This is a genomic window from Streptomyces sp. NPDC006879, from assembly GCF_042869595.1.
In the GTDB taxonomy this organism is placed as follows: Bacteria; Actinomycetota; Actinomycetes; order Streptomycetales; family Streptomycetaceae; genus Streptomyces.
Genome location: NZ_JBIAGC010000023.1, coordinates 67,362 through 90,396 on the forward strand (window position 1 = coordinate 67,362; position 23,035 = coordinate 90,396).

19 protein-coding genes are annotated in these 23,035 nt (G+C 71.7%); 13 read left to right on the plus strand and 6 right to left on the minus strand.

The genetic code is table 11. The annotated features are described in order from the left end of the window. Window positions 1–11 precede the first annotated feature (11 nt). Window positions 12–1,523, plus strand: a complete 1,512-nt coding sequence (locus tag ACFYMC_RS18530) for an LCP family protein (RefSeq protein WP_388526060.1) — start codon at window positions 12–14, stop codon at window positions 1,521–1,523. A 37-nt stretch (window positions 1,524–1,560) separates the two neighbouring features. Here the strand turns inward: ACFYMC_RS18530 and ACFYMC_RS18535 are convergent, their stop codons facing one another. Next, complete coding sequence (locus tag ACFYMC_RS18535; protein ID WP_388526063.1) at window positions 1,561–2,091, minus strand: acyl-CoA thioesterase; 531 nt, start codon at window positions 2,089–2,091, stop codon at window positions 1,561–1,563. A gap of 128 nt (window positions 2,092–2,219) precedes the next feature. Between ACFYMC_RS18535 and ACFYMC_RS18540 the strand changes: the two genes are divergently transcribed. Next, a complete protein-coding gene (locus ACFYMC_RS18540) occupies window positions 2,220–3,521 on the plus strand; it encodes an LCP family protein (RefSeq protein WP_388526066.1) in 1,302 nt (433 codons plus the stop codon). 79 nt (window positions 3,522–3,600) lie between these two features. Here ACFYMC_RS18540 and ACFYMC_RS18545 read toward each other — a convergent pair whose 3' ends face one another. After that, window positions 3,601–4,350, minus strand: coding sequence for a TIGR03089 family protein (locus ACFYMC_RS18545; protein WP_388526069.1), 750 nt, complete (start codon window positions 4,348–4,350; stop codon window positions 3,601–3,603). Between the two features lie 148 nt (window positions 4,351–4,498). On the opposite strand from ACFYMC_RS18545, the gene ACFYMC_RS18550 reads away from it, so the two are divergent. The 3 genes from ACFYMC_RS18550 to ACFYMC_RS18560 all read left to right on the plus strand — a co-directional run bounded on the left by ACFYMC_RS18550 (window position 4,499) and on the right by ACFYMC_RS18560 (window position 8,142). Further along, window positions 4,499–5,956: a peptidoglycan recognition protein gene (locus ACFYMC_RS18550; protein ID WP_388526072.1), complete on the plus strand. Its 1,458-nt coding sequence runs from the start codon at window positions 4,499–4,501 to the stop codon at window positions 5,954–5,956. 62 nt (window positions 5,957–6,018) lie between these two features. After that, a complete protein-coding gene (locus ACFYMC_RS18555; RefSeq protein ID WP_388526075.1) occupies window positions 6,019–7,119 on the plus strand; it encodes a sugar phosphate nucleotidyltransferase in 1,101 nt (366 codons plus the stop codon). 24 nt (window positions 7,120–7,143) lie between these two features. Continuing rightward, window positions 7,144–8,142, plus strand: a complete 999-nt coding sequence (locus ACFYMC_RS18560; protein ID WP_388526077.1) for a DNA-3-methyladenine glycosylase family protein — start codon at window positions 7,144–7,146, stop codon at window positions 8,140–8,142. 36 nt (window positions 8,143–8,178) lie between these two features. On the opposite strand, the gene ACFYMC_RS18565 is transcribed toward ACFYMC_RS18560, so the two are convergent. Genes ACFYMC_RS18565 through ACFYMC_RS18575 form a run of 3 tightly spaced genes read right to left on the minus strand, consistent with a single transcriptional unit; the run spans window position 8,179 to window position 10,986 of the window. Continuing rightward, a complete protein-coding gene (locus ACFYMC_RS18565; RefSeq protein ID WP_388526080.1) occupies window positions 8,179–9,489 on the minus strand; it encodes a coenzyme F420-0:L-glutamate ligase in 1,311 nt (436 codons plus the stop codon). After that, window positions 9,486–10,439, minus strand: coding sequence for a 2-phospho-L-lactate transferase (cofD, locus tag ACFYMC_RS18570; protein ID WP_388526083.1), 954 nt, complete (start codon window positions 10,437–10,439; stop codon window positions 9,486–9,488). The genes ACFYMC_RS18565 and cofD overlap by 4 nt, the downstream gene beginning before the upstream one ends. A gap of 34 nt (window positions 10,440–10,473) precedes the next feature. Then, window positions 10,474–10,986, minus strand: coding sequence for a cysteine dioxygenase (locus ACFYMC_RS18575; RefSeq protein WP_388526086.1), 513 nt, complete (start codon window positions 10,984–10,986; stop codon window positions 10,474–10,476). Between the two features lie 572 nt (window positions 10,987–11,558). Between ACFYMC_RS18575 and ACFYMC_RS18580 the strand changes: the two genes are divergently transcribed. From ACFYMC_RS18580 to ACFYMC_RS18590, 3 genes are all read left to right on the plus strand, one after another. Then, window positions 11,559–11,822 (plus strand): WhiB family transcriptional regulator, encoded by a 264-nt coding sequence (locus ACFYMC_RS18580; protein WP_388526089.1) that lies wholly within the window; start codon window positions 11,559–11,561, stop codon window positions 11,820–11,822. Window positions 11,823–12,115: 293 nt separating this feature from the next. Beyond that, on the plus strand, window positions 12,116–16,024 hold the full coding sequence (locus tag ACFYMC_RS18585; protein ID WP_388526092.1) for a glycosyltransferase family 2 protein: 3,909 nt from the start codon (window positions 12,116–12,118) through the stop codon (window positions 16,022–16,024). Continuing rightward, window positions 16,021–17,532 carry a DUF5719 family protein gene (locus tag ACFYMC_RS18590; RefSeq protein ID WP_388526095.1) on the plus strand — a complete coding sequence of 504 codons (1,512 nt, stop codon included), beginning with the start codon at window positions 16,021–16,023 and terminating at the stop codon, window positions 17,530–17,532. Before ACFYMC_RS18585 ends, ACFYMC_RS18590 begins: the two co-directional genes overlap by 4 nt. A gap of 10 nt (window positions 17,533–17,542) precedes the next feature. On the opposite strand, the gene ACFYMC_RS18595 is transcribed toward ACFYMC_RS18590, so the two are convergent. Continuing rightward, window positions 17,543–17,992 (minus strand): metallopeptidase family protein, encoded by a 450-nt coding sequence (locus tag ACFYMC_RS18595; RefSeq protein WP_388526137.1) that lies wholly within the window; start codon window positions 17,990–17,992, stop codon window positions 17,543–17,545. A 271-nt stretch (window positions 17,993–18,263) separates the two neighbouring features. Between ACFYMC_RS18595 and ACFYMC_RS18600 the strand changes: the two genes are divergently transcribed. The 5 genes from ACFYMC_RS18600 (at window position 18,264) to manA (ending at window position 22,962) form a co-directional block, all read left to right on the plus strand. After that, window positions 18,264–18,692, plus strand: coding sequence for a DUF3499 domain-containing protein (locus ACFYMC_RS18600; RefSeq protein WP_388526139.1), 429 nt, complete (start codon window positions 18,264–18,266; stop codon window positions 18,690–18,692). Between the two features lie 107 nt (window positions 18,693–18,799). Then, window positions 18,800–20,164 carry a phosphomannomutase/phosphoglucomutase gene (locus tag ACFYMC_RS18605; RefSeq protein WP_388526098.1) on the plus strand — a complete coding sequence of 455 codons (1,365 nt, stop codon included), beginning with the start codon at window positions 18,800–18,802 and terminating at the stop codon, window positions 20,162–20,164. A gap of 196 nt (window positions 20,165–20,360) precedes the next feature. Continuing rightward, complete coding sequence (locus ACFYMC_RS18610; protein ID WP_388526101.1) at window positions 20,361–20,546, plus strand: Trm112 family protein; 186 nt, start codon at window positions 20,361–20,363, stop codon at window positions 20,544–20,546. Between the two features lie 41 nt (window positions 20,547–20,587). Beyond that, window positions 20,588–21,721 carry an SIS domain-containing protein gene (locus tag ACFYMC_RS18615; protein WP_388526104.1) on the plus strand — a complete coding sequence of 378 codons (1,134 nt, stop codon included), beginning with the start codon at window positions 20,588–20,590 and terminating at the stop codon, window positions 21,719–21,721. Window positions 21,722–21,768: 47 nt separating this feature from the next. Then, window positions 21,769–22,962 (plus strand): mannose-6-phosphate isomerase, class I, encoded by a 1,194-nt coding sequence (gene manA / locus ACFYMC_RS18620; protein WP_388526107.1) that lies wholly within the window; start codon window positions 21,769–21,771, stop codon window positions 22,960–22,962. The last annotated feature ends 73 nt before the right edge of the window (window positions 22,963–23,035 follow it).

Consider the following 23,035-nt stretch of genomic DNA (forward strand, 5'->3'; position numbering starts at 1 on the left):
CTACTGTGCGAATGGCCCCCCTAGGCCACTCAGCGGAGGTTCCCGTGCCCCAACCGCACCGTTCCCACCCTCCCCGGCCCGTGCGGAACCCGCGGCGCGGCGGGCCTACCGGCCCGGCCCGGCCCGGTAGCCGGCCGAGCTGGGGGAGACGGGCGGCCACCGCCCTGTGCGTGTTGGTCCTGGGCTCGGCGGCGTTCGGGCACGCGGTGGTGACCGGCCTCGACACCGGCATCGATCGGGTCGATCCCTTCAGGGACATGAAGAACCGCCCCCAGGCCGGCCACGGGATGAACTTCCTCCTGGTCGGCACCGACGGTCGGGAGCGCATCACCAAGGACCACAAGCGGGACTACAAGCTGGGCGGGGCACCCTGCCACTGCACGGACACGATCATGCTCGTGCACATCTCCGCAGACCGGGAGAGGGCCAGCGTGGTGAGCCTCCCACGGGACAGCTACGCCGAGGTGCCCGCCCACTTCGACCAGGCGAGCGGCACCTCGCACGGCCCGCACCCGGTGAAGCTGAACGCCGCCTACGCCGAAGGAGGGCCCAACCTCACCGTGCGGACGGTGGAGAACATGACCAAGGTCAAGATCGACCACTATCTGGAAGTCGACTTCGTCAGCTTCATGAAGACCGTGGACGCCGTGGGCGGAGTGGAGATCTGCACCACCAAACCGATGAAGGACACCTACACCGGCCTCGACCTCACCGCGGGTACTCACCGGCTCACCGGCGGCCAAGCCCTGCAGTACGTGCGCTCCAGGCATGTCGACGGCGCCTCCGACCTCGGCCGGATGCAGCGCCAGCAGAGGTTCCTGGCTGCCCTGATCTCGCGGGCGAGCGAGCGGGGGGTGCTCCTCAACCCGGTGAAGTTCAAGCAGGTCAGCTCCACCCTGCTGAGCTCGGTCCGGGCCGATCGGGGCTTCGGCTCCAAGGAGCTGATCGCTCTCGGACAGGCGATGCGCGGCTTCAGCCCGTCCTCCTCGGAATTCGCCTCGGTCCCGATGAGCAACGTCGCCTACCCGGTCCGCGGCATCGGATCGACCGTGCGCTGGGACGAGGCCAAGGCCGCCAAGCTGTTCCGGGCCCTTCGTGAGGACCGCCCACTGGCGCCGGCCCGCCCCCGCGCGGAGCGTGAGCCCGAGATTCCGGTCGACGTGGCACCCCAGCAGATTCGGGTGCGGGTGGAGAACGGAACCGCCGTCGACGGTCTCGGTGGGCGGGTGGACCAGGCGCTGCGGGCGACCGGGTTCAACACCACCGGGAGCCCCGGCAACGCGGCCAGCCGGAAGGTCCAGCGCACGGTCATCTCCTACGACCCTCGCTGGGACCGCTCCGCCCGGACGCTGGCCACCGCGCTGCCCGGTAGCGAACTGCGTGCGGTGGCGGGCCTCGGCCCGACCTTGCAGGTCACCGCCGGCTCGGACTTCCGTACGGTCACCCGGGTCCGGGCGCAGGACACCCAGCAGGGGGAGTTCGGGGTGGTCACCGGCGATCAGGTGCTCTGCGGCAAGGGCTGACGCCCGTGCTGGCGAGCCGGTGAGAGGGCGGGCCCGATCAGGCCCCGTCTTCGAAGCCCTGGGAGGCCCGCAGCTCGCGCAACTCCATGATGGCCCGCCGGCGGGCCAGCCGGTGGGTGCGCCGGATCTGAGCCTCCTGGTAGCGCCGCTTGTCCCGGTCGGTCTCCGGTGTCACCGGCGGCACCGTACGGGGCTTTCCGTCGGCGTCCACGGCCGCGAACACCAGGTACGCGCTGCCGACCTGGGTGGCGGGGGTGGATTCGTTCCAGCGCTCGGCCAGCACCCGGACGCCGATCTCCATGGAGGACCTGCCCGTCCAGTTGACCTGGGCCTTCACATGGACGAGATCACCCACGCGCACCGGGGCGAGGAAGGCCATCTCGTCCATGGAGGCGGTGACGGCAGGGCCTTCCGAGTGCCGGCCGGCGACCGCTCCGGCCGCATCGTCCACAAGTTTCATGATCACGCCGCCGTGCACCGTACCGAGCAGGTTGGTGTCGTTGGCCGTCATGATGTGGCTCAGGGTGGTTCGGGACGCCGAGGTGGGCTTGCCCGCGGGAACTGTCATGCTCCCCACCTTAAGCCGCTGGTCAGACCGCGACATTGCATCAACCGTGCAACAGCGGTGGACCGGATCCGCACCGGAAGAGCCCCCGCTCTGTTGCCCGCCCCAACTGCCCGTGCATTCTTGTCCGCATGAATGAGTGGCCCGACGGGTGGACCGACAACCGCGACGACCGGCACGGACGCGGTAGCGCAGGCGCGCAGCCGGAGGGTGCCCGGACGATGCGGCACGTCCAAAGGGGCCCGGCCCCCGCACAGCCGCCCTCCCATCCGCCGCGCCCGACCCAGGCCCCGGCGGGCATTCCGCAACAGTACGGGCAGCCCGGGTACGACAGCGGCTACAACACCGGTCAGGTCTACGGCTCCCCGCAGGGTCCGGGCGGTCCGGGCGGCTCCGGGGGCCGCACCGGTGGCGGCCCGCCGTCAGCCCGGCCCGGCAGCAGTCCGGCGGCGGCCCCGGACTGGCGGCGCCGGATCAAGATCGGTTCCATCGTGCTGGCCTCCGCGCTGGTGGTCACGACGATCTGCACCTACTTCTGGGCCGATTCCAAGATGCGTCGCGAGGTCGATCTCTCCAAAGTCATCGAACGGCCCAAGGAAGGCGACTGCACGACCTATCTGATCGTTGGATCGGACAGCCGCGAGGGCATGACGGCCGAGGAGAAGAAGAAGCTGCACACCGGCTCCGCCGAGGGCAAGCGCACTGACTCCATGATGATCCTCGCCGCCTGCGGGAGTGGGAACACCATGGTCTCGCTGCCCCGTGACTCCGATGTGGAGATCCCTTCCTTCGTCGGCTCCGAGTCCGGCAAGACCTTCCCGGCCAAGGGGCGCCACACCAAGCTGAACGCCGCGTACGCCGAGGACGGCCCGGAGCTGCTGGTGCGCACCGTCGAGTTCAACACCGGCCTGCGCATCGACCACTACGCCGAGATCGGCTTCGCGGGATTCGCGAACATCGTGGACGCCCTCGGGGGCGTCGAACTCGACATCCCCAAGGGCTTCAAGGACAAGAAGTCGGGCGCCGACTTCCAGGCCGGCAAGCAGACTCTCAACGGTGAGCAGGCGCTGGCCTTCGTGCGGACCCGGTACGCCTTCGCGGAGTCCGACCTGGCGCGTACCAAGAACCAGCAGAAATTCCTCGCCGCCCTGGCCAACCAGGCGGCGACGCCGAGCACGATCTTGAACCCTTTCGACCTGTACCCCACCTTGGGCGCGGGCCTGGACACCCTGATCGTCGACCAGGACATGGGCCTGTGGGACCTGGGGCAGATGTTCTTCGCGATGAAGGGCATCAGCGGCGGTGACGGGACTTCGATGAACATTCCGATCAGCGGTAGCCGCGGCGGGAACCTGCTGTGGGACAAGGCCAAGGTGCGGCAGTTGGTCCAGCAGATCCAGAACGACCAGAAGGTCACGGTCACCGGTAACTGACCTTGTGCCGGGGGCTTTGCGGGCACACGCATGACCGGCCCGCCCGGGCGGGCCGGTCATGCGTGTGCCCGGCTTCGGTTCACACGGTGTGCGTCACCCGTTCGCTGGCCGTGCGCTGAGCCAGCGACTCGGTCGAGAGCTGGTCCGCATGACGGCACAGCACCACGGAGGCGCCCGAGGCGAGCGGGGCGAAGAGGCCCGCGCTGACGCCCTGCCAGGTGTCGTACCCCCGTGTGGAGAGGATGCGCGAGCCCGGCCCAAGGCCGCGTGCGCCGGCGTCAGCACGTGCCTGGACGACCAGTTGCTCATGCGTCAGCTCGGCACCGTCCACGACCAGGGCGGGCTGCTTCGGGTCGACCGGGGTGAAGGGCGCGAACTGATCTCCTTGGCCGGGCACTTCGACTGCGTAGTCGAGGAACCCGGCCGGCGGCGAAGGAAAGCGTCCGCCCAGCGGACGCAGGGCGAGCGCGATCCGCTCGCCGGTGCAGGACCGGGCTTCCTCCAGGGTGCCCGGACCGCTGACCACCAGGTCCGCATCGGCGGGCGCGGTGCCGATCTGGGCCACCACACCCGTGGAGGCGCAGGCGAGCAACCAGACCGCGCTCTGCCAGTGGGCGGGCAGCAGGAGCGCGAGCCGGTCACCCGGTTCGGCGCCGAGATCTCCCTGGAGGAGGTTGGCGGTCTTGGCCACCCAATTGGCGAAGGTGGCGACGGACAGTTCGACGCGTTCGCCCGTGGCGTCGTCGTAGAAGGTGACCAGCGGGCGGCCGGGATCCGCGGCCAGCGCGGATCGCAGCAGGTCGGCGGGGGTGCGGTCGTTGGAGTTCACCCGCGCTAGGGTACGCGGGCCACTGCGGGTGCCTGCTCCGTTCGGGCGGTGCGGGGCTCCCCCGGACGGAGCAGAAGTGGCGCTCCGTCAACAGATGGACCGTCAGATTCGAGTGGCGGGATGCCGAAACGTTACTCAACATCACATTATGCGTGGATTCCTTGCTTCCTCGATCGGCGTCGTGTGCACGGCCGCACTGGCCCTTCCGCTCGCGTGCGCGTCCCCCGTCATGGCCGCTCCGGCGGCCCCCGCGAAGCCCGCCGCATCCGTGTCCCCGCACGGCTCCGCCGTGCGGGGTACTACCCAATCGCTCCCCCTCGTCCCCCTCTCGCCTCTCGTCGGCCCCATCCGGGGCATGGCAGCTACACCAGGAGGCGGGCACCTCGCCGCCCCCGACATCCAGGGCCTGCCCGCCCGCGATGTGGAGACCTTCTCCATGGTCGGCGTGGTCTGGGACGATGCGGCCAGTGAGCTCCACGGCCAGGTGCACGTGCGCACCCGGGACGCGGAGAGCGGCGGTTGGTCCCCCTGGCAGGAACTGCAGACCCACAACCGGGAGCACGCCGCGGATCCCGACGACGTCGAGCGGGCCAGCGGTCGGGTGCGCGGCAGCACCGCCCCCCTGTGGGTCGGGCCGTCGGACGCCGTGGAGGTGCGTGTCGAAGCCGAAGCCGAAGCCGAGGCCGCTGACCAGACCGGGCCCGGCCGGCTGCCCTCCGGCATGCGCATCGAACTGATCGACCCGGGCGAGAGCCCGGTACCCGAGCCCCCGGCCGGAGGCGATCCGGCCGGAACTCCGCCGCCCGCCGGCGATCCGGCCGACGACAGCAAGAACCAGGCGTCCAACGCGGCCCTCGGCATGGCAGCCGCCGAGGCGTCCGCCGCGAACTTCCCCCTGGCGACCCTCGGCGCCGACGCCATCCAGCCCTTGAACAAGGCGGACGCCACCGCGGACGCGGTCTTCGCCGCCGACGGCAGCGTCACCTTCGGGGCCAAGCCGTACATCGGCCCCCGGCCGCGCATCATCACCCGCAAGGGCTGGGGGGCCGACGAGAAACTCCGCGAGAGCAGCTTCCTCTACACCGGTTCGGTCAAGGCGGCCTTCGTCCACCACAGTGCCACCGGCAACAACTACACGTGCGCCCAAGCGCCCGCGGTGATCCGCAGCATCTACCGCTACCACGTGGTCAGCAGCGGTTGGCGGGACATCGGCTACAACTTCCTGGTCGACAAGTGCGGCAATATCTACGAGGGTCGCGCCGGGGGCGTGGCCAAGGCAGTCCAGGGCGCCCACACCTTGGGATTCAACAGCAACAGCATGGGCGTCGTCGTGCTCGGCACGTACACCTCGACCAGCCCCTCGGCCGCGGCCACCACATCGGTCGCGAAACTGACGGCCTGGAAGCTGGGCCTGTTCGGCGCGAACCCAGCTGCCAAGACCACGCTGGTCTCCGCCGGCGGGGGACGCTACGCCAAGGGCAAGAGCGTCAAAATGAACGTCATCTCCGGTCACCGTGACGGTTTTGCCACGGAATGCCCCGGAACTCGCCTGTACGGCAAGCTGGGTGCCACCCGCACCTCCTCGGCCAAGCTCCAGGGACGGTGACGGACCTCGAAAGGCCCTCTGCATACTGGACAGCCCACATCCGGTAGCAGAGAGACAGCACGTTGACCGAAGCGGTACGAGCGACAGAAGCGATACTCCTCGTCGGCGGCAAGGGAACGCGGTTGCGCCCACTGACCGCGCGCACCCCCAAGCCGATGGTCCCGGCGGCCGGCGTGCCCTTCCTCACCCACCAGTTGGAGCGGGCCAGGGCCGCCGGTGTCGAGCGCATCGTGCTCGCCACCTCCTACCTCGCCGAGGTCTTCGAACCGTACTTCGGGGACGGCTCCCGGCTCGGACTCCAACTGGAGTACGTCACCGAACGCGAGCCCCTCGGTACCGGAGGCGCCATCAGGCACGTCGCCGACCGGCTGCGATCGGCGCCGCAGGACCCCGTCCTGGTCTTCAACGGAGACATCCTCACCGGCCTCGACATCCGCTCACTCCTCGCAGCGCACCGGAACAGCGGCGCCGACGTCACCTTGCACCTGACCCGGGTCGCCGACCCGCGCGCCTTCGGACTGGTACCCACCGACCCCGACGGCCGGGTCACCGCGTTCCTGGAGAAGCCCCAGACCCCGCAGGAGATCGTCACGGACCAGATCAACGCGGGCGCTTACGTCTTCCGCCGCGCGGTGATCGACTCCATACCCGCGGACCGCCCGGTCTCCGTGGAGCGCGAAACCTTTCCCGGACTCCTCGCAGCCGGCCGGCATCTGCACGGCATGGTCGATTCCACCTACTGGCTGGACCTCGGCACTCCGCAGGCCTTCGTCCGGGGCTCCGCGGACCTGGTCCTCGGCCTCGCCCCGTCACCCGCGGTCCCCGACACCACAGCCGATGCCCTCGTCCTGCCCGGCGCGCACGTCGCCGCGGACGCCAAACTCAGCGGCGGTACCGTCGTCGGGGCGGGGGCGCGGATCGGCGCCGGTGCACGCGTGCACGGCAGCGCCGTGCTCGACGGAGCCGTCATCGAGGAGGACGCCGTGCTCCGGGACTCTTTCATCGGAGCCGGCGCCCGGGTGGGTGCCCGTACCGTCGTCCGTGACGCTGTGATCGGCGACGGGGCCCGGGTCGGCGCCGACAACGAACTCTGCTCCGGCGCCCGGGTGTGGTGTGACGCCGAGCTGCCACCGGCTGCGCTGCGCTTCTCCTCCGACCAGTAGCGGCCCGGCCGCTACCCTCGGAGGATGGCCGGCCGCTTCGATCCCATGAACCGCACCGCGGTACGCGGCGGTCGCACCGCGGTGCGACCGAGCACCGTCCCCACCCCCACCCCCACCGGGCGTATCCGTCAGTGGACGCCGCCCGGCCCCCTGGACCTCGGGCTGGTGCTCGGCCCGCTGCGCCGCGGTCCGGCCGACCCCACCTTCCGTACCACCGGGGACGGCTCCGTGTGGCGGGCCAGCCTCACGCCGGCCGGCCCCGGCACGCTCAGGGTCGCCGCCCGCGACGGTCGGATCGAGGCCGAGGCGTGGGGGCCGGGCGCCGCCTGGCTGCTTGACACCCTGCCCGGGCTGCTGGGGGAACAGGACGACCCCGGGGCGTTCGTCCCCCGCCACCGCATCGTCCACGCCTCGCACCGACGCCGCCCCGGCCTGCGACTGTGCCGCACCACCTTGGTACTGGAATCACTGATCCCGCTGATCCTGGAGCAGAGGGTCACCTCGGACGAGGCCTACCGGGCCTGGCGGCTGCTGGTACGCGGCTACGGCGAGCCGGCCCCCGGGCCGGCCCCGGCTGGCATGTTCGCGATGCCGCACCCGCAGATCTGGGCCCGCATCCCCTCCTGGGACTGGCACAAGGCAGGCGTCGACGCGAAGCGCTCCGGCACCGTCCTGCGGGCCGTTCGCGCCGCCGCCCGACTCGAAGAGGCCGCATCGATGCCCGAGCACGAAGCCCGGGCACGCCTGGAACTGATCCCCGGCATCGGGCCCTGGACCTCGGCGGAAACCCTCCAGCGCAGCAACGGGTTCCCGGACGCCGTCACCACCGGTGATCTGCACCTGCCGCGCATCATCGGCCACGCGCTGACCGGCGAGCGGAACACCGACGACGCGGCGATGCTGGAACTCCTCGCCCCCTACCAGGGCCAACGCCACCGGGCCGCCCGCCTGATCCTGTTGGCCGGTTCCGCGCCACCGCGCCGGGCCCCGCGCATGTACCGCAACGACATCGGCCGGATCTGAGGCCTGACCCGGGGCGTGAGATCGGCCCGGGTCCGATCAGCGCACCGTGATGAACGCGGAAGCCTCGCGCGGTGGTCGCTCCTTGGGGGGCTCCGCGGCACGGCCGATGGCCACCGCACCCATGGGGTCCCAGTCGTCGGGGAGGTCCAGCACCTTGCGCACCACCTCGCGGCAGAACATGGTCGAGGACACCCAGGCGGATCCGAGGCCCTCGGCCGCGAGGGCAACCAGGAAGTTCTGCACGCCGGCGCCGGTGGCGACGACGAACATCTCGCGCTCGGCGGTGTCCCGCCGCTGGTGCCCGTAGTGGTGCGAGCCGTCCATGACCAGGCACGGGACCGCCAGGTAAGGGGCCTTGCGTAGTACCTCGCCGCGGCTCACCCGCCGGGCGATGGACTCCGCAGACTTGCCGTCCTCGCGCAGGTCCGCGATCCAGGCCTGCTCCATGGCGTCCAGGAGTTCCCTGCGGGCGCCGGCCGATTCCAGCAGGACGAACCGCCAGGGTGTGGTGTGGTGCGGGGCCGGAGCGGTGACGGCGGCGGCGACGGCGCGACGCACGGCGCCCGGGTCCACCACTTCGTCCGTGAAGGAGCGCACCGTACGGCGCTGGGCGACCGCCTCCCGGATCGCCTCGGAGGTCCCCAACCGGAACATGTCGTCCGCGGCCGGGCGGATCAACTCGCGGGCCGAGCCGCCACCGAGAGCGGCCGACAGCCCACGGACCACGGCCACCGGCAGCCCACCGGCCTTGCCCTTGACCAGATCGCCGGCGGCGGCGAGCTCGTCAGCGGTGGCCACCACGGTGGCGTTCAGCGGGTTTCCGTGGGCGTCGGTGGCGCCGCGCAGGTCTTCGAGGACCCTCACCCCGCTGGCTCCGATGGCGATGTCGGTCAGTCCACTGCGCCAGGGCCGACCGGAGGTGTCGGTGATGATGACGCCCACCTCGATGCCGAGCAGTGAGCGCAGACCCGCACGCAGGGCGACAGCCGAGGCGTCCGGGTCCCGCGGGAGGAGGAGCACCGTGCCGGCGGCGGTGTTGGACGCGTCCACTCCCGCCGCCGCCATGACCAGCCCCTGCCGGTTCTCCACGATGCGCAGCGGGCCGCGGCGGGCCACCACCCGCACCGTTTCGGCGTCGATGGCCGCCTCCCGGGAGTCGGCGGTGACGACCCTGCCCTCCGCCTTGGAGACGATCTTCGAGGTGACCAGGAGGATGTCCCCGTCCCGTAGGTCGGGAGCGGCCCCGGCGATCAGTTTCGCGAGGTCCGCCCCCTCCTGGACCTCGGGCAGCCCCGCCAGGGCCCAGACATGAAGGGAGCCCTCCGGGTAGTCGTTCGCCGTCGTCACCGGACCTCCCCGGCCAGTTCCAGCGCGGCCCTGGCCATGGCGGCGCTCGCTTCGAGGTCGGTCATCATCAGAGGTACCGCACGGCAGGCCATGGAGCCGGCCCGCACCTTCGGGACCGCGTCGGCGTCGACGGTGTCGACCAGCCAGCCATCCAACAGGTCACTTCCGTAGTGCGCGGCCACCGCCGCGGCCGTTGCTTCGACACCCACGGCCGCCAGCACCTTGTCGGCCATGCCGCGTACGGGGGCGCCGCCGACGATGGGGGAGAGCCCGATGACGGGGGCGCTGGTCGAGGCCACCGCCTCGCGGATCCCCGGTACGGCGAGGATGGTGCCGACCGAGACGATCGGGTTGGACGGTGGGAGGAGGACGAGTTCGGCGTCGGCGAGGGCCTCCAGGACCCCGGGCGCGGGCTTGGCCTCTTCGGCTCCGACCGGCACGATCGCGTGCGCGGCCACCGACGCCCGCAGCCTTACCCAGTACTCCTGGAAGTGGATCACCCGGCGCTGGCCGTCCAGATCGACGGCGATGTGGGTCTCGACGCGGTCATCGGTCATCGGGAGCAGTCGGACGCCAGGCTTCCAGCGGTCGCAGAGCGCCTCGGTGACCGCGCTCAGCGGGTAGCCGGCGGCAAGCATCTGGGTACGGACGATGTGGGTGGCGAAGTCCCGGTCTCCGAGCCCGAACCACTCGGGGCCCACTCCGTAGGCGGCGAGTTCGCTCTTGACCGCGAAGGACTCCTCGGCCCGCCCCCAGCCTTGTTCTTCGTTGATGCCCCCGCCGAGGGTGTACATCACGGTGTCGAGGTCCGGGCAGACCTTGAGTCCGAACAGGTGAATGTCGTCGCCGGTGTTACCGATGACGGTGATGTCCGCGTCGGGCACGGCCGACTTCAGTCCGCGGAGGAAACGGGCGCCGCCGATGCCGCCGGCCAGTACAACAATGCGCATGCACCGCAGTCTGTCAGGCCGGTGCTCCGGGCGGTCAGGCCGGTACGGCGTCCGCCGTGTCGCTCCGGGCGGCGGTGTCCGCCGTCGTTGCGTGCATGGGCATCTCCGTCAGACCGGGGAAGTAGACGTGCAGGCTGACGGCGCCCTCGATCGAGTCGTTGACGACGTGGTGGACGTGGCCGGGGGCGAGCACCTGCTGGCTGCCCGCCACCAGCGGGCGTCGTCGGCTGTCGGTGCGTTCGGCCAGCTCGCCTTCGAGCACGGTCATGATGCCGGTGGACGCGCCGTGGCCGTGTCGGCCACTGCCCTGTCCGGGGAGCCAGCTCAGCAGCCAGACCTCATAGCCGGGACCGGTGCGCAGCCGGTGGTACCAGCGGGTGGTCGCGTCGTACTGGACGAGGTGTTCCCACTGGGGGCGGTCGGTGGCGATCTCCCGCGCGAGACCGATGAACTCGGCCACGGTCGAGGGGTGTTCGCGGGCGGGCTGGAGGAGGTGCTGGACGGCGAGGATATCGCCGGCGATCTGGAGGTCGCTGTCGCTGTTCATGTGCGGAGGTCCTCGGCAGGGACGGGCGCAAGGGGCGCAAGGGTCTGTTGCGGGGGGCGTTGCGAGGGGGTGGCAAGGCTGCGTGAGCCATGGGCCACGGAGACGCTGGAGCGCTAGGGCATCAACAGCTGGAACAGCAACAGCGCGCCTGAACAGCACTGCGGAACCCACGGTGGGGGGTCGCGTGGAGTGCTGCGGTCGCTGGCATGCAGACAAGGAGAGCGGCTCACGGGGGCGACTGTCAACCCAATGTCCGGTTTGGGGGAAATCTTTCACCTCATCCGGTTACTGTGATCGGAGAAAGGTTTGTGCACTTCGAGTGCGGGGATGTGGCGCTCCGTCCGCACGCCAAGTGTGGGGGATCGGGTGTATGGAAAGTGTCACGATTTTTGGCGATATCAACACTTACTGCATACGCTTGGTTCCGCAGAGTGAATAAGGGGCCTAATAGCAGATCTCGGCTTGACTGCCCCGGATCGCACACTTGTAATTTCACTCGTGTCGTTCCGCCGCTGGACTGCTGGCCGGTGACGGCTCATCACGGGGACGCAAAAGACAGACGAGGGGCGCACATGACCGAGCTGTTTGAGGAACTGCTGGTCGAGGAGGCGGACGAGGAACTCGGATGGCAGGAGCGCGCTCTGTGCGCCCAGACCGATCCGGAGTCCTTTTTTCCCGAGAAGGGTGGCTCCACCCGAGAGGCCAAGAAGGTCTGCCTCGCCTGCGAAGTCCGCTCTGAATGCCTGGAATACGCCCTTGCCAACGATGAACGGTTCGGCATCTGGGGTGGATTGTCCGAGCGTGAGCGGCGCCGCCTGAAGAAGGCCGCGATCTGAGGTGACCGGCCAGCGCCGGGAGAGTCGCACCCTGACGGGGTGGTCACCGCGGTGGCCGCCGTACCCGACCGTCGATCGACTGGGCTTCCCCATATCGGCGCAGAACAGAGCGAAACTGCAACTCCTTCCAGAAAAGTACAAATAGTGATAGCTGTAGAGCTCAGGCACGGTCCGCCTCCTGCACCTTCCCCGCAGGAGGCGGACCGCTTTGTGCTCAGCGGTTAGTGTGGGGCGCTGTCCAGCAGCCTCCCGGGGAAGCTCCCCGGACCCCCGGCCGGAGGGCCCTTACCGCGATGTCCGTGCACAGCCACTCGGCGGCCCCCCATGCGGAGACCGCCACCCCCGAGTTCCCGCGGCATGTCGTCACCGCGGTACTGGTCGCGCACGACGGTGGCCGTTGGCTGCCCGACGTCCTGGCCGCACTGACCGGCCAGGAACGCCCCGTGCAGAACGTCGTCGCCGCCGACACCGGCAGCGCGGACGAGTCCGCGCGGCTGCTCGCCGAAACACTCGGCGACGACCGAGTCCTGCACCTCGCACGCCGTACCGGATTCGGCACCGCCGTCGAAGAGGCCGTACGCGGCGCCGCCGTCCTCACCCCCGAGGAGCTCCCCTACCTCAAGCGCCCCAGCGGTTGGGACCCCGTCAGCCGCACCTGGCGGGACGACGCCTACGACCTGCCGGAGCTCCCCCACGGCGAACCCGTCCAGTGGCTGTGGCTGCTCCACGACGACAGTGCGCCGGCGGTCGACGCACTCACCGAACTCCTGCGCGTCGCCGACCAGAACCCCGACGCCGCGATCATCGGTCCCAAGCTGCGCGGTTGGTACGACCGCAAGCAACTCCTCGAAGCAGGCGTCTCCATCGCCCGCAGCGGGCGCCGGTGGACCGGCCTCGACCGCCGCGAACAGGACCAGGGCCAACACGACCAGGTCCGCCCCGTGCTGGCCGTCTCCTCCGCGGGCATGCTCATCCGGCGCGAGGTCTTCGAGGCCCTCGGCGGCTTCGACCGCCGACTGCCCCTGATGCGCGACGACGTCGACCTGTGCTGGCGCGCCCACGCCGCTGGCCACCGCGTCCTGATCGCCCCCGACGCGGTGCTCCGCCACGCCGAGGCCGCGGCCCGCGAACGCCGTCCCATCGACTGTGTGGGGCGCGGCTCCCGCACCCCCACCGACCCGAACCGCTCCAGCGGGGGCTTCGGCCGACGCGCGGCCTCCCCACACCGGGTCGACAAGGCGGGCGCCGTCTACACCGTGCTGGTCAACGCCCGGGCCGCCGCCCTGCCCTACGCGCTGCTGCGGATCGTCCTCGGCACCCTGCTGCGCACCCTCGCCTACCTGGTCATGAAGGCCCCCGGCCAGGCCGTCGACGAAGCGCGCGGCCTCGTCGCCACGCTGCTGCGCCCCGGACGCATCCTCGCCGCCCGCCGCCGGCGCGGCCGGCCGAGCACCCCCGCCGCCGAACTGCGCCCGCTCTTCCCCCCGCCCGGAGCGACCGTCCGAGCGGCGATCGAACAGATCGCCGGCTACCTCGGCGCGCGCTCCGACAACGACACGCCCGGCGCCGGCCGCCACGGAGCGGTGGAGACGGGGCCCGGCGGCGACGAGGTCGAGTTCCTGGAAGTCGAGCAGTTCGCGCGGGTGAAGCGAATCGCCCGCAAACCCGCGCCGGTGCTCTTCGCCCTGCTCCTGCTGGTCTCGCTGGTCGCCTCTCGCGCCCTGTTGGCCGGCGGTTCCCTCGCCGGTGGCGCCCTGCTACCCGCCCCTGGCAGTGCCTCCACCCTGTGGAGCAGCTACCTCGGCCACTGGCATCCGGTCGGCACCGGATCCACCGAGTCGGCGCCGCCGTACCTGGCGGTGATCGCCGGCCTCGCCACCTTGCTGTTCGGCTCCACCGAGGTCGCCCTCACCCTGCTGCTGGTCTGCTCCGTCCCGCTGGCCGGACTCAGCGCCTACTTCGCCTCCCGGCCGCTGGTCACCTCCAAGCTGCTGCGCGCCTGGGCCGCAGTCGCCTACGCCTTCCTGCCCGCGGCCACCGGAGCGCTCGCCCAGGGGCGGATCGGCACCGCCGTGCTGGCCGTGCTGCTGCCCCTGCTGGCCCGTTCCGGTGTCGCTGCCTTCGGCTTCGACGCCACCCGGCCCGCTTCAGGCGGCGTGGCCCCGAACGAGGGCCTCGGCTCCTGGCGGGCGGTGTGGACCTTCACCCTGCTGCTCACCGTCGCCACCGCCTTCACCCCCGTCCTGTGGCCGCTCAGCGCCGCCCTGGGACTGACCGCGCTGCTGCTGCGCCGACGGGAGCTGACCAGCTACGGGCCGCGCTACCTCGCTGTCCTGGCCACCCCGCTGGTGGTCCTGGCCCCCTGGTCGCTCACGCTGTTCACCGACCCCGCGCAACTGCTGCGCGAGGCCGGACTGCCCTACCCGACTGATCCGGCCGGCGCCCTCGACCTGATCGGCATCAGTCCCGGCGGCCCGCAGGCAGCCGGCGGGGTGCTGTTGATCGGCATCGTCCTCGCCGCCCTCGCCGCCCTCCTGCGAGGGCAGCGGCAGTTCGCCATCCGTACCGCCTGGGCGGTCGCCGTCGCCGGGCTGCTCTGCGCCGTACTCGTCAACCGCACGGGCTGGGCCGGACCCGCCACCTTGGTGTACGGGATCGCCCTGCTGGCGGCGGCCGTACTCGGCGCCGACGGCGCCCGTGAACGGGTGGCCGCCCAGAACTTCGGCTGGCGTCAACCCCTCGCCGCCCTGATCGCCTTCGCCGCCGCCGCAGGCCCGCTGCTGGCCGCGGCCGGCTGGATGCTCTCGGGGGCCGACGGCCCGATCAAGCGACGCGACCCGGTCCAGGTCCCCGCCTTCGTCGCCGAGGAGAGTGGTACCCGCGACCAGGCGCGCACCCTGGTGCTCGGTGGCCGCTTCGCGGCCGAGGTCTCCTACGCGCTGGTCCGCGGGTCCGGTGCCCGACTGGGTGACGCCGAACTCGCCGCCGCGGCCGGCGACGACGCCCGGCTCGACAAGGTGGTCTCCAACCTGGTCGCAGGCTCCGGCGCCGATCAGACCAGTCAGCTGGGTTCCTTCGCGATCCGCTACGTGCTGGTGCGCGACGGCGCCCCGCAGCAGATGCGCCGGGTCCTGGACGCCACCCCCGGACTGAGTCGACTCAGTCAGCTCGAAGGCAGCGCCCTGTGGCGGGTGGACCGTCAGGTGTCCCGCGTGGTGATCGTCTCCGGTCGGGAGGGCGACGACCCGATCCCCGTCGCCTCAAGAGCAGTAGGGGCCGAAACCGAGGTCCCCGCGGGCCCGGCAGGTCGGACCCTGCGCATCGCCGACACCGCGGCGGCCGGCTGGCGCGCCACCCTCGACGGCCAGCCACTCAAGAAGAAGACCGTCGACGGCTGGGCCCAGGGCTTCGCGTTGCCCGCCGAAGGCGGCAAGCTGGTCCTCGGCTACGACGCACCCCTCTCCCACACGGCCTGGAACTGGACCCAGGGCGCCCTCGCCCTGCTGCTCCTCGTCCTCGCCCTGCCCGGTCGCCGCACCCAGCTCGATGACGACCTGCCGGACGAGCCCGTCGCCGTGCCGCAGCAGGCCGCGGACGGCGAGGGCAGGCGAGCTCGCCGGCTGCGCGCCGAAGCGCAGGCGGCCCAGGGACCGGACGCCTCGCAGGACGGCCCGACGCCGGACTACACGACCCAGGCCGACCCGTACGCGACTGCCGTGCCCCACCAGGCCAATTACGGCGAATGGGAGTCTCCCGCCTACGCCACCGAAGCCCATCCCACCCAGGACGGCTACGGCTACGGGTACGACGGCGCCCAGGGCGGGTACCAGGGGGCGGGTCCTACCTACGGCGCCGCGGACGCCAGCCCCTACGGCGAGCAGAGCGACCCCGCGCGGTCCTTTGGAAACGGCCCCGGGGGCTACTCCGACCCCTACACCGCACAAGGCCACCCGCTGTCCGAACCGGACTCCGCCGGCACCCAGCCCTACCAGGACGGCACCGTCCACCCCGGTGACGCCCACGGCACCTACCAGACCAACGGCACCCATCACGGTGGCGGCCACCCCGAATCCGGCGGGGGCACCGTCGATGAGGACGCCGCCTTCGACCCCTTCGGCCACGGCTCACCGCCGTACCCTCCGGGCCAGTACGACCGACACGGCCAGCAGGACCAGCGTTCCGACGGGAGCAACCAGCAGTGAACCGCGCCCCCCTCTCCCTGGCCGCCGGCATCGCGGCCCTCGCCGTGACGGCAGGCCTCGCCACCTTCACCAAGCCCGCGGCCCCCGACGCCGCGGCTGCCGGCGCAGCGGCCCGCCTGCCCGTCGAACGGTCGACGCTGCTGTGCCCCGCGCCCAGTGGCTCCGACCTCGCCGAGACCGCGTACACCTCCATCACGCCCCTCGGCGGGGACGGCGCGAAGGGCAAGCCCAGGGCCGGCAGGGCCACCTTGCTGCCCGCTCCCGACGGCTCCACCGGGGAGCCGCAGAAGAGCAAGACCAAAGCCGCCCCCAAAGCAGTCGTCACCCTCACCGAACCCGGGAAGCCCGCGGCCGGTACCGCCACCGGTGCCGAAGCCCCCGCGCTGGTGGGCGCGGCCGAAGGCGGACTGGCACCGGGCTGGGCTGCCCAGCAGACCACGGTGATCTCCGCGGGCACCACCCGAGGAGTCCTCGGGATCAGCTGCACCCCGCCCGACACCGAGTTCTGGTTCCCCGGCACCAGCACCGCCAAGTCCCGCCAGGACTACCTCCACATCACCAATCCGGACGACAGCCCGGCCGTGGTCGACGTGGAGCTCTACGGTCCCGAAGGAGTCATCAAGTCGGAGTCGGGAGAGGGCATCCCGGTGCCCGCCATGTCCTCGGTGCCGGTTCTGCTGTCCACCCTCACCTCCAGCCCGGTCGCCGACCTCACCGTCCACGTCAGCACACGTTCCGGCCGTGTCGGCGCCGCCGTACAGGCCCGGGAAGAGGGCGTGGGCGCCGACTGGCTGCCGGCCTCGGCCACGCCCTCCAACAGCCTCGTCCTGCCGGGCATCCCGGCTGACGCCACCTCCGTCCGACTCATCGCCTTCGCCCCCGGCGAGACGGACGCCGACCTCACGCTCAAACTCGCCGGTCCCAGCAGTTCCTTCACCCCGGCCGAAGCGGAGGACCTGCACATCAAGGCGGGGATGACGGCCACCGCCGACCTCAAGGACGTCACCCGCGGCGAAGCCGGCTCACTGCTGCTCACCCCCACCAACCCGCGCCAGCCCACGCCCGTGGTCGCCGCCCTGCGGATCACCCGCGGCAGCGGGGCCAAGCAGGAGCTCGCTTTCGTTCCGGCCGCCTCGCCGGTGGGGGAGCGGGCCACCGCGGCCGACAACCGTTCCGCTGGCTCCACGCTGTCGCTGACGGCCACCCGAGCGGACAGCACCGTGCGGGTCACCGCGTCCGCCGGTACCGGCGGCGGCACCGCGGTCTCGAAGACGTACACCATCAAGGCCGGTACCACCCAGGCCGTCGAACCACCGGTCCCGTCCGGCCTCAAGGGCGCGTACGCGCTGACCGTCGAGACCACCGGCGGCGGCCCGGTCTACGCGGCGCGCACCCTTGAGGTGCCGACCGAGGGCATCCCCATGTTCACCGTGCAGACCCTCCTCGACGACCGGGGCACCGTCACGGTGCCCAAGGCCGTGGAGGAACTGTCCGTGCTGGACGAGTGAGGGGCGCCGATCAGTCCTGTCCGTACCGCGGGTCCACCGACTCCGGTGCCAGGCCGAGCAGCTCGGCCACCTGTTCCACCACGATCTCGTGGATCAGCAGGGCCCGTTCGTCGCGGCTCTTGGTGCGGATCTCCACCGGCCGCCGGTAGACCACGATCCGCGCCGGGTTGCCCTCACCGGCCACGATGAGTGCCCCCAACGGCACGGCCTCGTCGTTCCAGCCGCTCTGCGCACCACCTGCCCGGGGCACCTCCAGCACGGCGAAGTCCACGTCCGCCAGCTGCGGCCAACGCCGCTCCAGGCGTTCCACCGAGTCCTGGACGAGATCGCCGAACACCTCACTGCGGGAGGCCGACAGCGGGACCTGGGGCGGTGCGACAGGGCCGCGCATCCCGCGGCCGTGCCGGTCGCGGCGCCGGGGGCGCGGTTCGCGCGGGGGAGGCGGTACAGCGCTGTCCATCACCCACGCAGGGTAGCGCCAGGTGCGCCCGCCGGTGATCGGGACAAGGGCGGTGCCCGCGGCCGTGTCCGGGCCGGGAGTACGGTGCGCCGTCAAGACCAGGGGCACCCCGCCCACCGTCGGGCAGCTGTCCCAGCGCTGCCACGAGCACCGCTCGGTGACCGAAACCAGCCGTCGCCGAACCGGGTACGCCCCGCACCCACCGGGTCCGTCTGCACATCCCGCGACTCATCAGGGAAAGGATCGCGCCACGACACGGGGCGGCGAGCTGCTGGAGAGTCGTCGCGGCCCGCTCAAGAGTGCGGTACCGTCCAACGTCGTGAGCCCTGTACGTCGCTGTTCGCGCACCGCGTGCGGTCGCCCTGCCGTCGCAACACTGACGTACGTCTATGCCGACTCGACCGCAGTCCTCGGCCCCCTCGCGACCTACGCCGAACCGCACTGCTATGACCTGTGCGCCGAACATTCCGAGCGCCTGACCGCCCCGCGCGGCTGGGACGTCGTACGCCTCTCGGACGGCTCAGCCCCCTCCCGCCCCAGCGGCGACGACCTGGAAGCCCTCGCCAACGCGGTGCGCGAGGCCGCACGGCCGCCGGACCGAGCCGCCGACGCCGCATCTCCCGGACGGCCCGCCGACCCCGGCATGGCGGGCGAGACGCGCCGCGGCCACCTGAGGGTCCTGCGTTCCCCCGACTCCTGAACCCGCGGCCCTGGTCGCCCGTCACGAATCCGCCCAGCACGGATACGCCCTCCGCCCGGACGGTACGCTGAGCCGACCGCACCGGACTTCAGGAGGGACAGCAGACCGTGGCTGCTGATCTGTCGCAGATCGTCAAGGCGTACGACGTGCGCGGAGTCGTCCCCGACCAGTGGGACGAAACGCTCGCGGAACTCTTCGGAGCAGCATTCGTCCAGGTCACCGAGGCCCGGGCGATCGTGGTGGGTCACGATATGAGGCCTTCCTCGCCCGGCCTGGCCCGAGCCTTCGCCCAGGGTGCGGCGGCCCGGGGAGCTGATGTCACCGAGATCGGCCTGTGCTCCACGGACCAGCTCTACTACGCCTCCGGCGATCTGAACCTGCCCGGCGCGATGTTCACCGCCTCGCACAACCCGGCGCAGTACAACGGCATCAAGATGTGCCGGGCCGGAGCGGCGCCGGTGGGCCAGGACACGGGGCTGACCGAGATCCGCACGCTCGTCGAGGACTGGTCCGAGCACGGCGCGCCGGCCCCGGCCGCCACCTCGGGCACCCTGACCGCCCTCGACACCCTGCCCGGCTACGCCGAGCACCTGCGCTCCCTGGTGGACCTCACGCACATCCGGCCCCTGAAGGTGGTCGTGGACGCGGGCAACGGCATGGGCGGCCACACCGTCCCCACCGTCTTCGAAGGTCTTCCCCTCGACCTCGTCCCGATGTACTTCGAGCTCGACGGTAGCTTTCCCAACCACGAAGCCAATCCGCTCGACCCCAAGAACATCGTCGACCTGCAGGCCCGGGTGCTCGCGGAGGGCGCCGACCTCGGCCTCGCGTTCGACGGTGACGCCGACCGCTGCTTCGTCGTCGACGAACGTGGGCAGGGAGTCTCCCCTTCCGCCATCACCGCCCTGGTCGCCGCCCGGGAGCTGGCCCGTAACGGCGGCTCCGGCACGGTGATCCACAACCTGATCACCTCCTGGTCGGTCCCCGAGGTCGTACGTGAGCACGGCGGCCAGCCGGTGCGCACCCGGGTCGGCCACTCCTTCATCAAGGAGGAGATGGCCAAGACCGGTGCCATCTTCGGCGGCGAGCACTCGGCGCACTACTACTTCAAGGACTTCTGGAACGCGGACACCGGCATGCTCGCCGCGCTCCACGTCCTCGCCGCCCTCGGTGAGCAGGACGGCCCGCTCTCCGAGCTGGTCTCCTCCTACGACCGCTACCTCGGCTCCGGCGAGATCAACTCCACCGTCGCCGACCAGGCCGCCAGCCTCTCCGCGGTGAAGGGCGCGTTCGCCGACCGGGCCGGTACCGAACTCGACGAACTGGACGGCCTCACCGTCTCCAGCGCCGACTGGTGGTTCAACCTCCGCGCTTCCAACACCGAACCGTTGCTCCGCCTGAACGTCGAGGCCCGCGACGCGCAGACCCTGACCCAGGTCCGCGATGAGGTGCTCGCGCTCATCCGCGGTTAGCGCCACAGCTGGAAGGGGCAGCGTGAACCTTCCCGGTCGCCGTACCGGCCCGGCTCCCCACCCGACCTCGGACCTTGCGCGTCCCACCCGGCGCAGGTCCGCCACGTAGGCCAGGACCGGGCCGCACAGCCGTCCACGCGGCGGTACGCTGACCTGGCCCAACCTCATACGCACCGCACGTCCGAAGGGACACCCCATGCCGCTCGAAGCCGGGCTTTTGGAGATCCTCGCCTGCCCCGCCTGCCACTCCCCGCTGCGGGACGAGTCCGCGGACCAGACGAATCCCGAGCTGGTCTGCACCGGTACCGACTGCGGCCTGGCCTACCCGGTGCGCGACGGCATTCCGGTACTACTGGTGGACGAGGCCCGCCGCCCCGCGTAGGAACCTCGGCCCAGGCACGCGCGATCGGAGACCACCCTCCCATGCTCGACGAGTCGCTCCTCGACCAACCGGCAGCCCTGGCCCGTGCCGATCGCCGCGCACTGCTGCGCGGCGCCGCCGAGGCCGGAGCCCGGGTCCGAACCGCGGTCCGGCACGCCACCGAGGCGGGCCTGGGCGCCCTGAAACCGGAGGGCCGCCCCCGTGCGGTCCTGATCGCCGGGCCCGGTACCGCCGCGTCCGGAGTCGCCGACCTGCTCTCCGCCCTCGCCGGCGCCGCGGCGCCGGTGACCCGCCTGCGCCCCACCGGCGTGGCCGCGGCGGCCGGCGCGCTGCGCTGGAACCTGCCCGGCTGGGCCGGTCCGGTCGATCTGCTGCTCATCGCCACCACCGACGGATCCGAACCCGGCCTCGCGGTCCTTGCCGAACAGGCCTACCGCCGCGGCTGTACCGTGGTCGCCGTCGCCCCCCAGCGCGCCCCGCTGAGCGAGGCCGTCGCCGGTGTCCACGGCATGGTCGTGCCCATGGCCACCGCGCCCCACGAGGAGTACGACGAGAGCGCCGGCGCCGGCCCCGGCGCCCTGTGGGCGCTGTTGACCCCGCTGCTGTTGCTGCTCGACCGGGTGGGCCTCGTCAACGCGCCCTCCGATGCCCTCCAGCAAGCGGCCGACCGTCTCGACCGCACCGCCGAGCGCTGTGGGCCGGCCATCGTCGCCTACAGCAACCCTGCCAAGTCGCTGGCCGCAGAACTCGCCGACTCGGTGCCGCTGATCTGGACCGAGGGCGAGGCCGCCGCGCCCGCCGGCCGCCGTTTCGCCGCCGTACTGGCCGAACTCGCCGGCCGGCCCGCCCTGGCCGCCGAGCTCCCCGAAGCGCTCCCGGCACACGGTGTGCTGCTCTCCGGTGCCTTCGCCGCCGGCGCGGACCCCGAGGACTTCTTCCGCGACCGGGTGGAGGAGCCCCAGGCCCTACACGCCCGGGTGGTGCTGCTCCGGGACCGGCCGGCCGGGGGGCTGACCGCCGCGCCCGCGGCCCGCGAGCTGGCTCTGAGCCACGACACCACCGTCAGTGAGCTCGAACCGGAAGAGGGCACCGAGCTGGAGCAGATCGCCGAACTGCTCGCCGTCACGGACTTCGCCACCGCTTACCTGGCGTTGGCCTCCGGAGGACGGACCTGAACCCTCTCCCGAGTGGAGAGCCTCACCCCAGGAAGAACCCACCAGCGATGGACCGTCTTTCCAACACCATCCGCCCCTACGCCTGGGGTTCGACGAGGCTGCTCCCGCAGCTCCTCGGAACGGAGCCCACCGGTGAGCCGCAGGCGGAGATGTGGATGGGCGCTCACCCGGGTGCGCCCTCTCGACTGGTCCGCGATGGCGGGACGGACGGCCGGGAAAGCTCCGTGCGCACCTTGACGGAGGTCATCGCCGCCGACCCCGTACGCGAACTCGGCCGGGCCACCGTCGACGCCTTCGGCCCACAACTGCCCTTCCTACTCAAGATCATCGCGGCTGGCGCCCCGCTGTCCCTCCAGGTCCACCCCAACCTCGAACAGGCCAGGGAGGGGTACGCCCGGGAGGAGCGAGCGGCCGTCCCGATCGAGGCCGCCCATCGCAACTACAAGGACGCCAACCACAAACCCGAACTCGTCTGCGCCCTCACCCCCTTCGAGGGCCTGTGCGGCTTCCGCCACCCCGAGGAGGCGGCGGACCTCTTCTCCGCCCTCGACGTGGACTCCCTCAAGCCCTACGTGGACGTCCTGCGCGCCCACCCCGAAGAGGCCGCGCTCCGCGAGGTATTGACCGCCGTACTCGGTGCGGACCGGGCCGAGACGGCCGTCACCGTCACCGAGGCCGCGGCTGCCTGCGAACGCGCCGGCGGTCGGTACGTCCCCTTCGCCTCCCTCGCCCGGCACTACCCCGGCGACCCCGGTGTCCTCGCCGCGATGCTCCTCAACCCGTTGCGTCTACAGCCCGGGGAGGGGCTCTTCCTCGGCGCCGGCGTCCCGCACGCCTACCTGAGCGGCCTGGCAGTGGAGTTGATGGCCAACTCCGACAACGTGCTGCGTTGTGGGCTGACCCCCAAGCACGTGGACGTACCCGAACTCCTGCGCGTCGTCCGCTTCGAGCCCTCCGACCCCTCGGTGCTGCGCCCCGAGGGCAACGGCGAGGAGGTGTACGAGACGCCGACCGAGGAGTTCCGGCTGTCCCGCTTCGTACTGCCCCCCGGCGCGAGCGCCCACGCCCTCCCGGCGGCCACGGCGCAGATCCTGCTCTGCACGGCCGGCTCACCGGTCCTGCGGGGGCCCGACGGGGCCCCGCTCACCCTCGCTCCCGGCGAATCGGTGTTCGTGGCGGCGGGCGAGGAAGTCGAACTGTCGGGTGTCGGTACGATCTTCCGGGCCGCGGCCGTGGTCTGACCCTGCTCCGTGGCCCCCGCTGTCAGAACGCGCCGTCGCATCCCGTCGCGGTCCGACCGCGACCCGTAGCCGG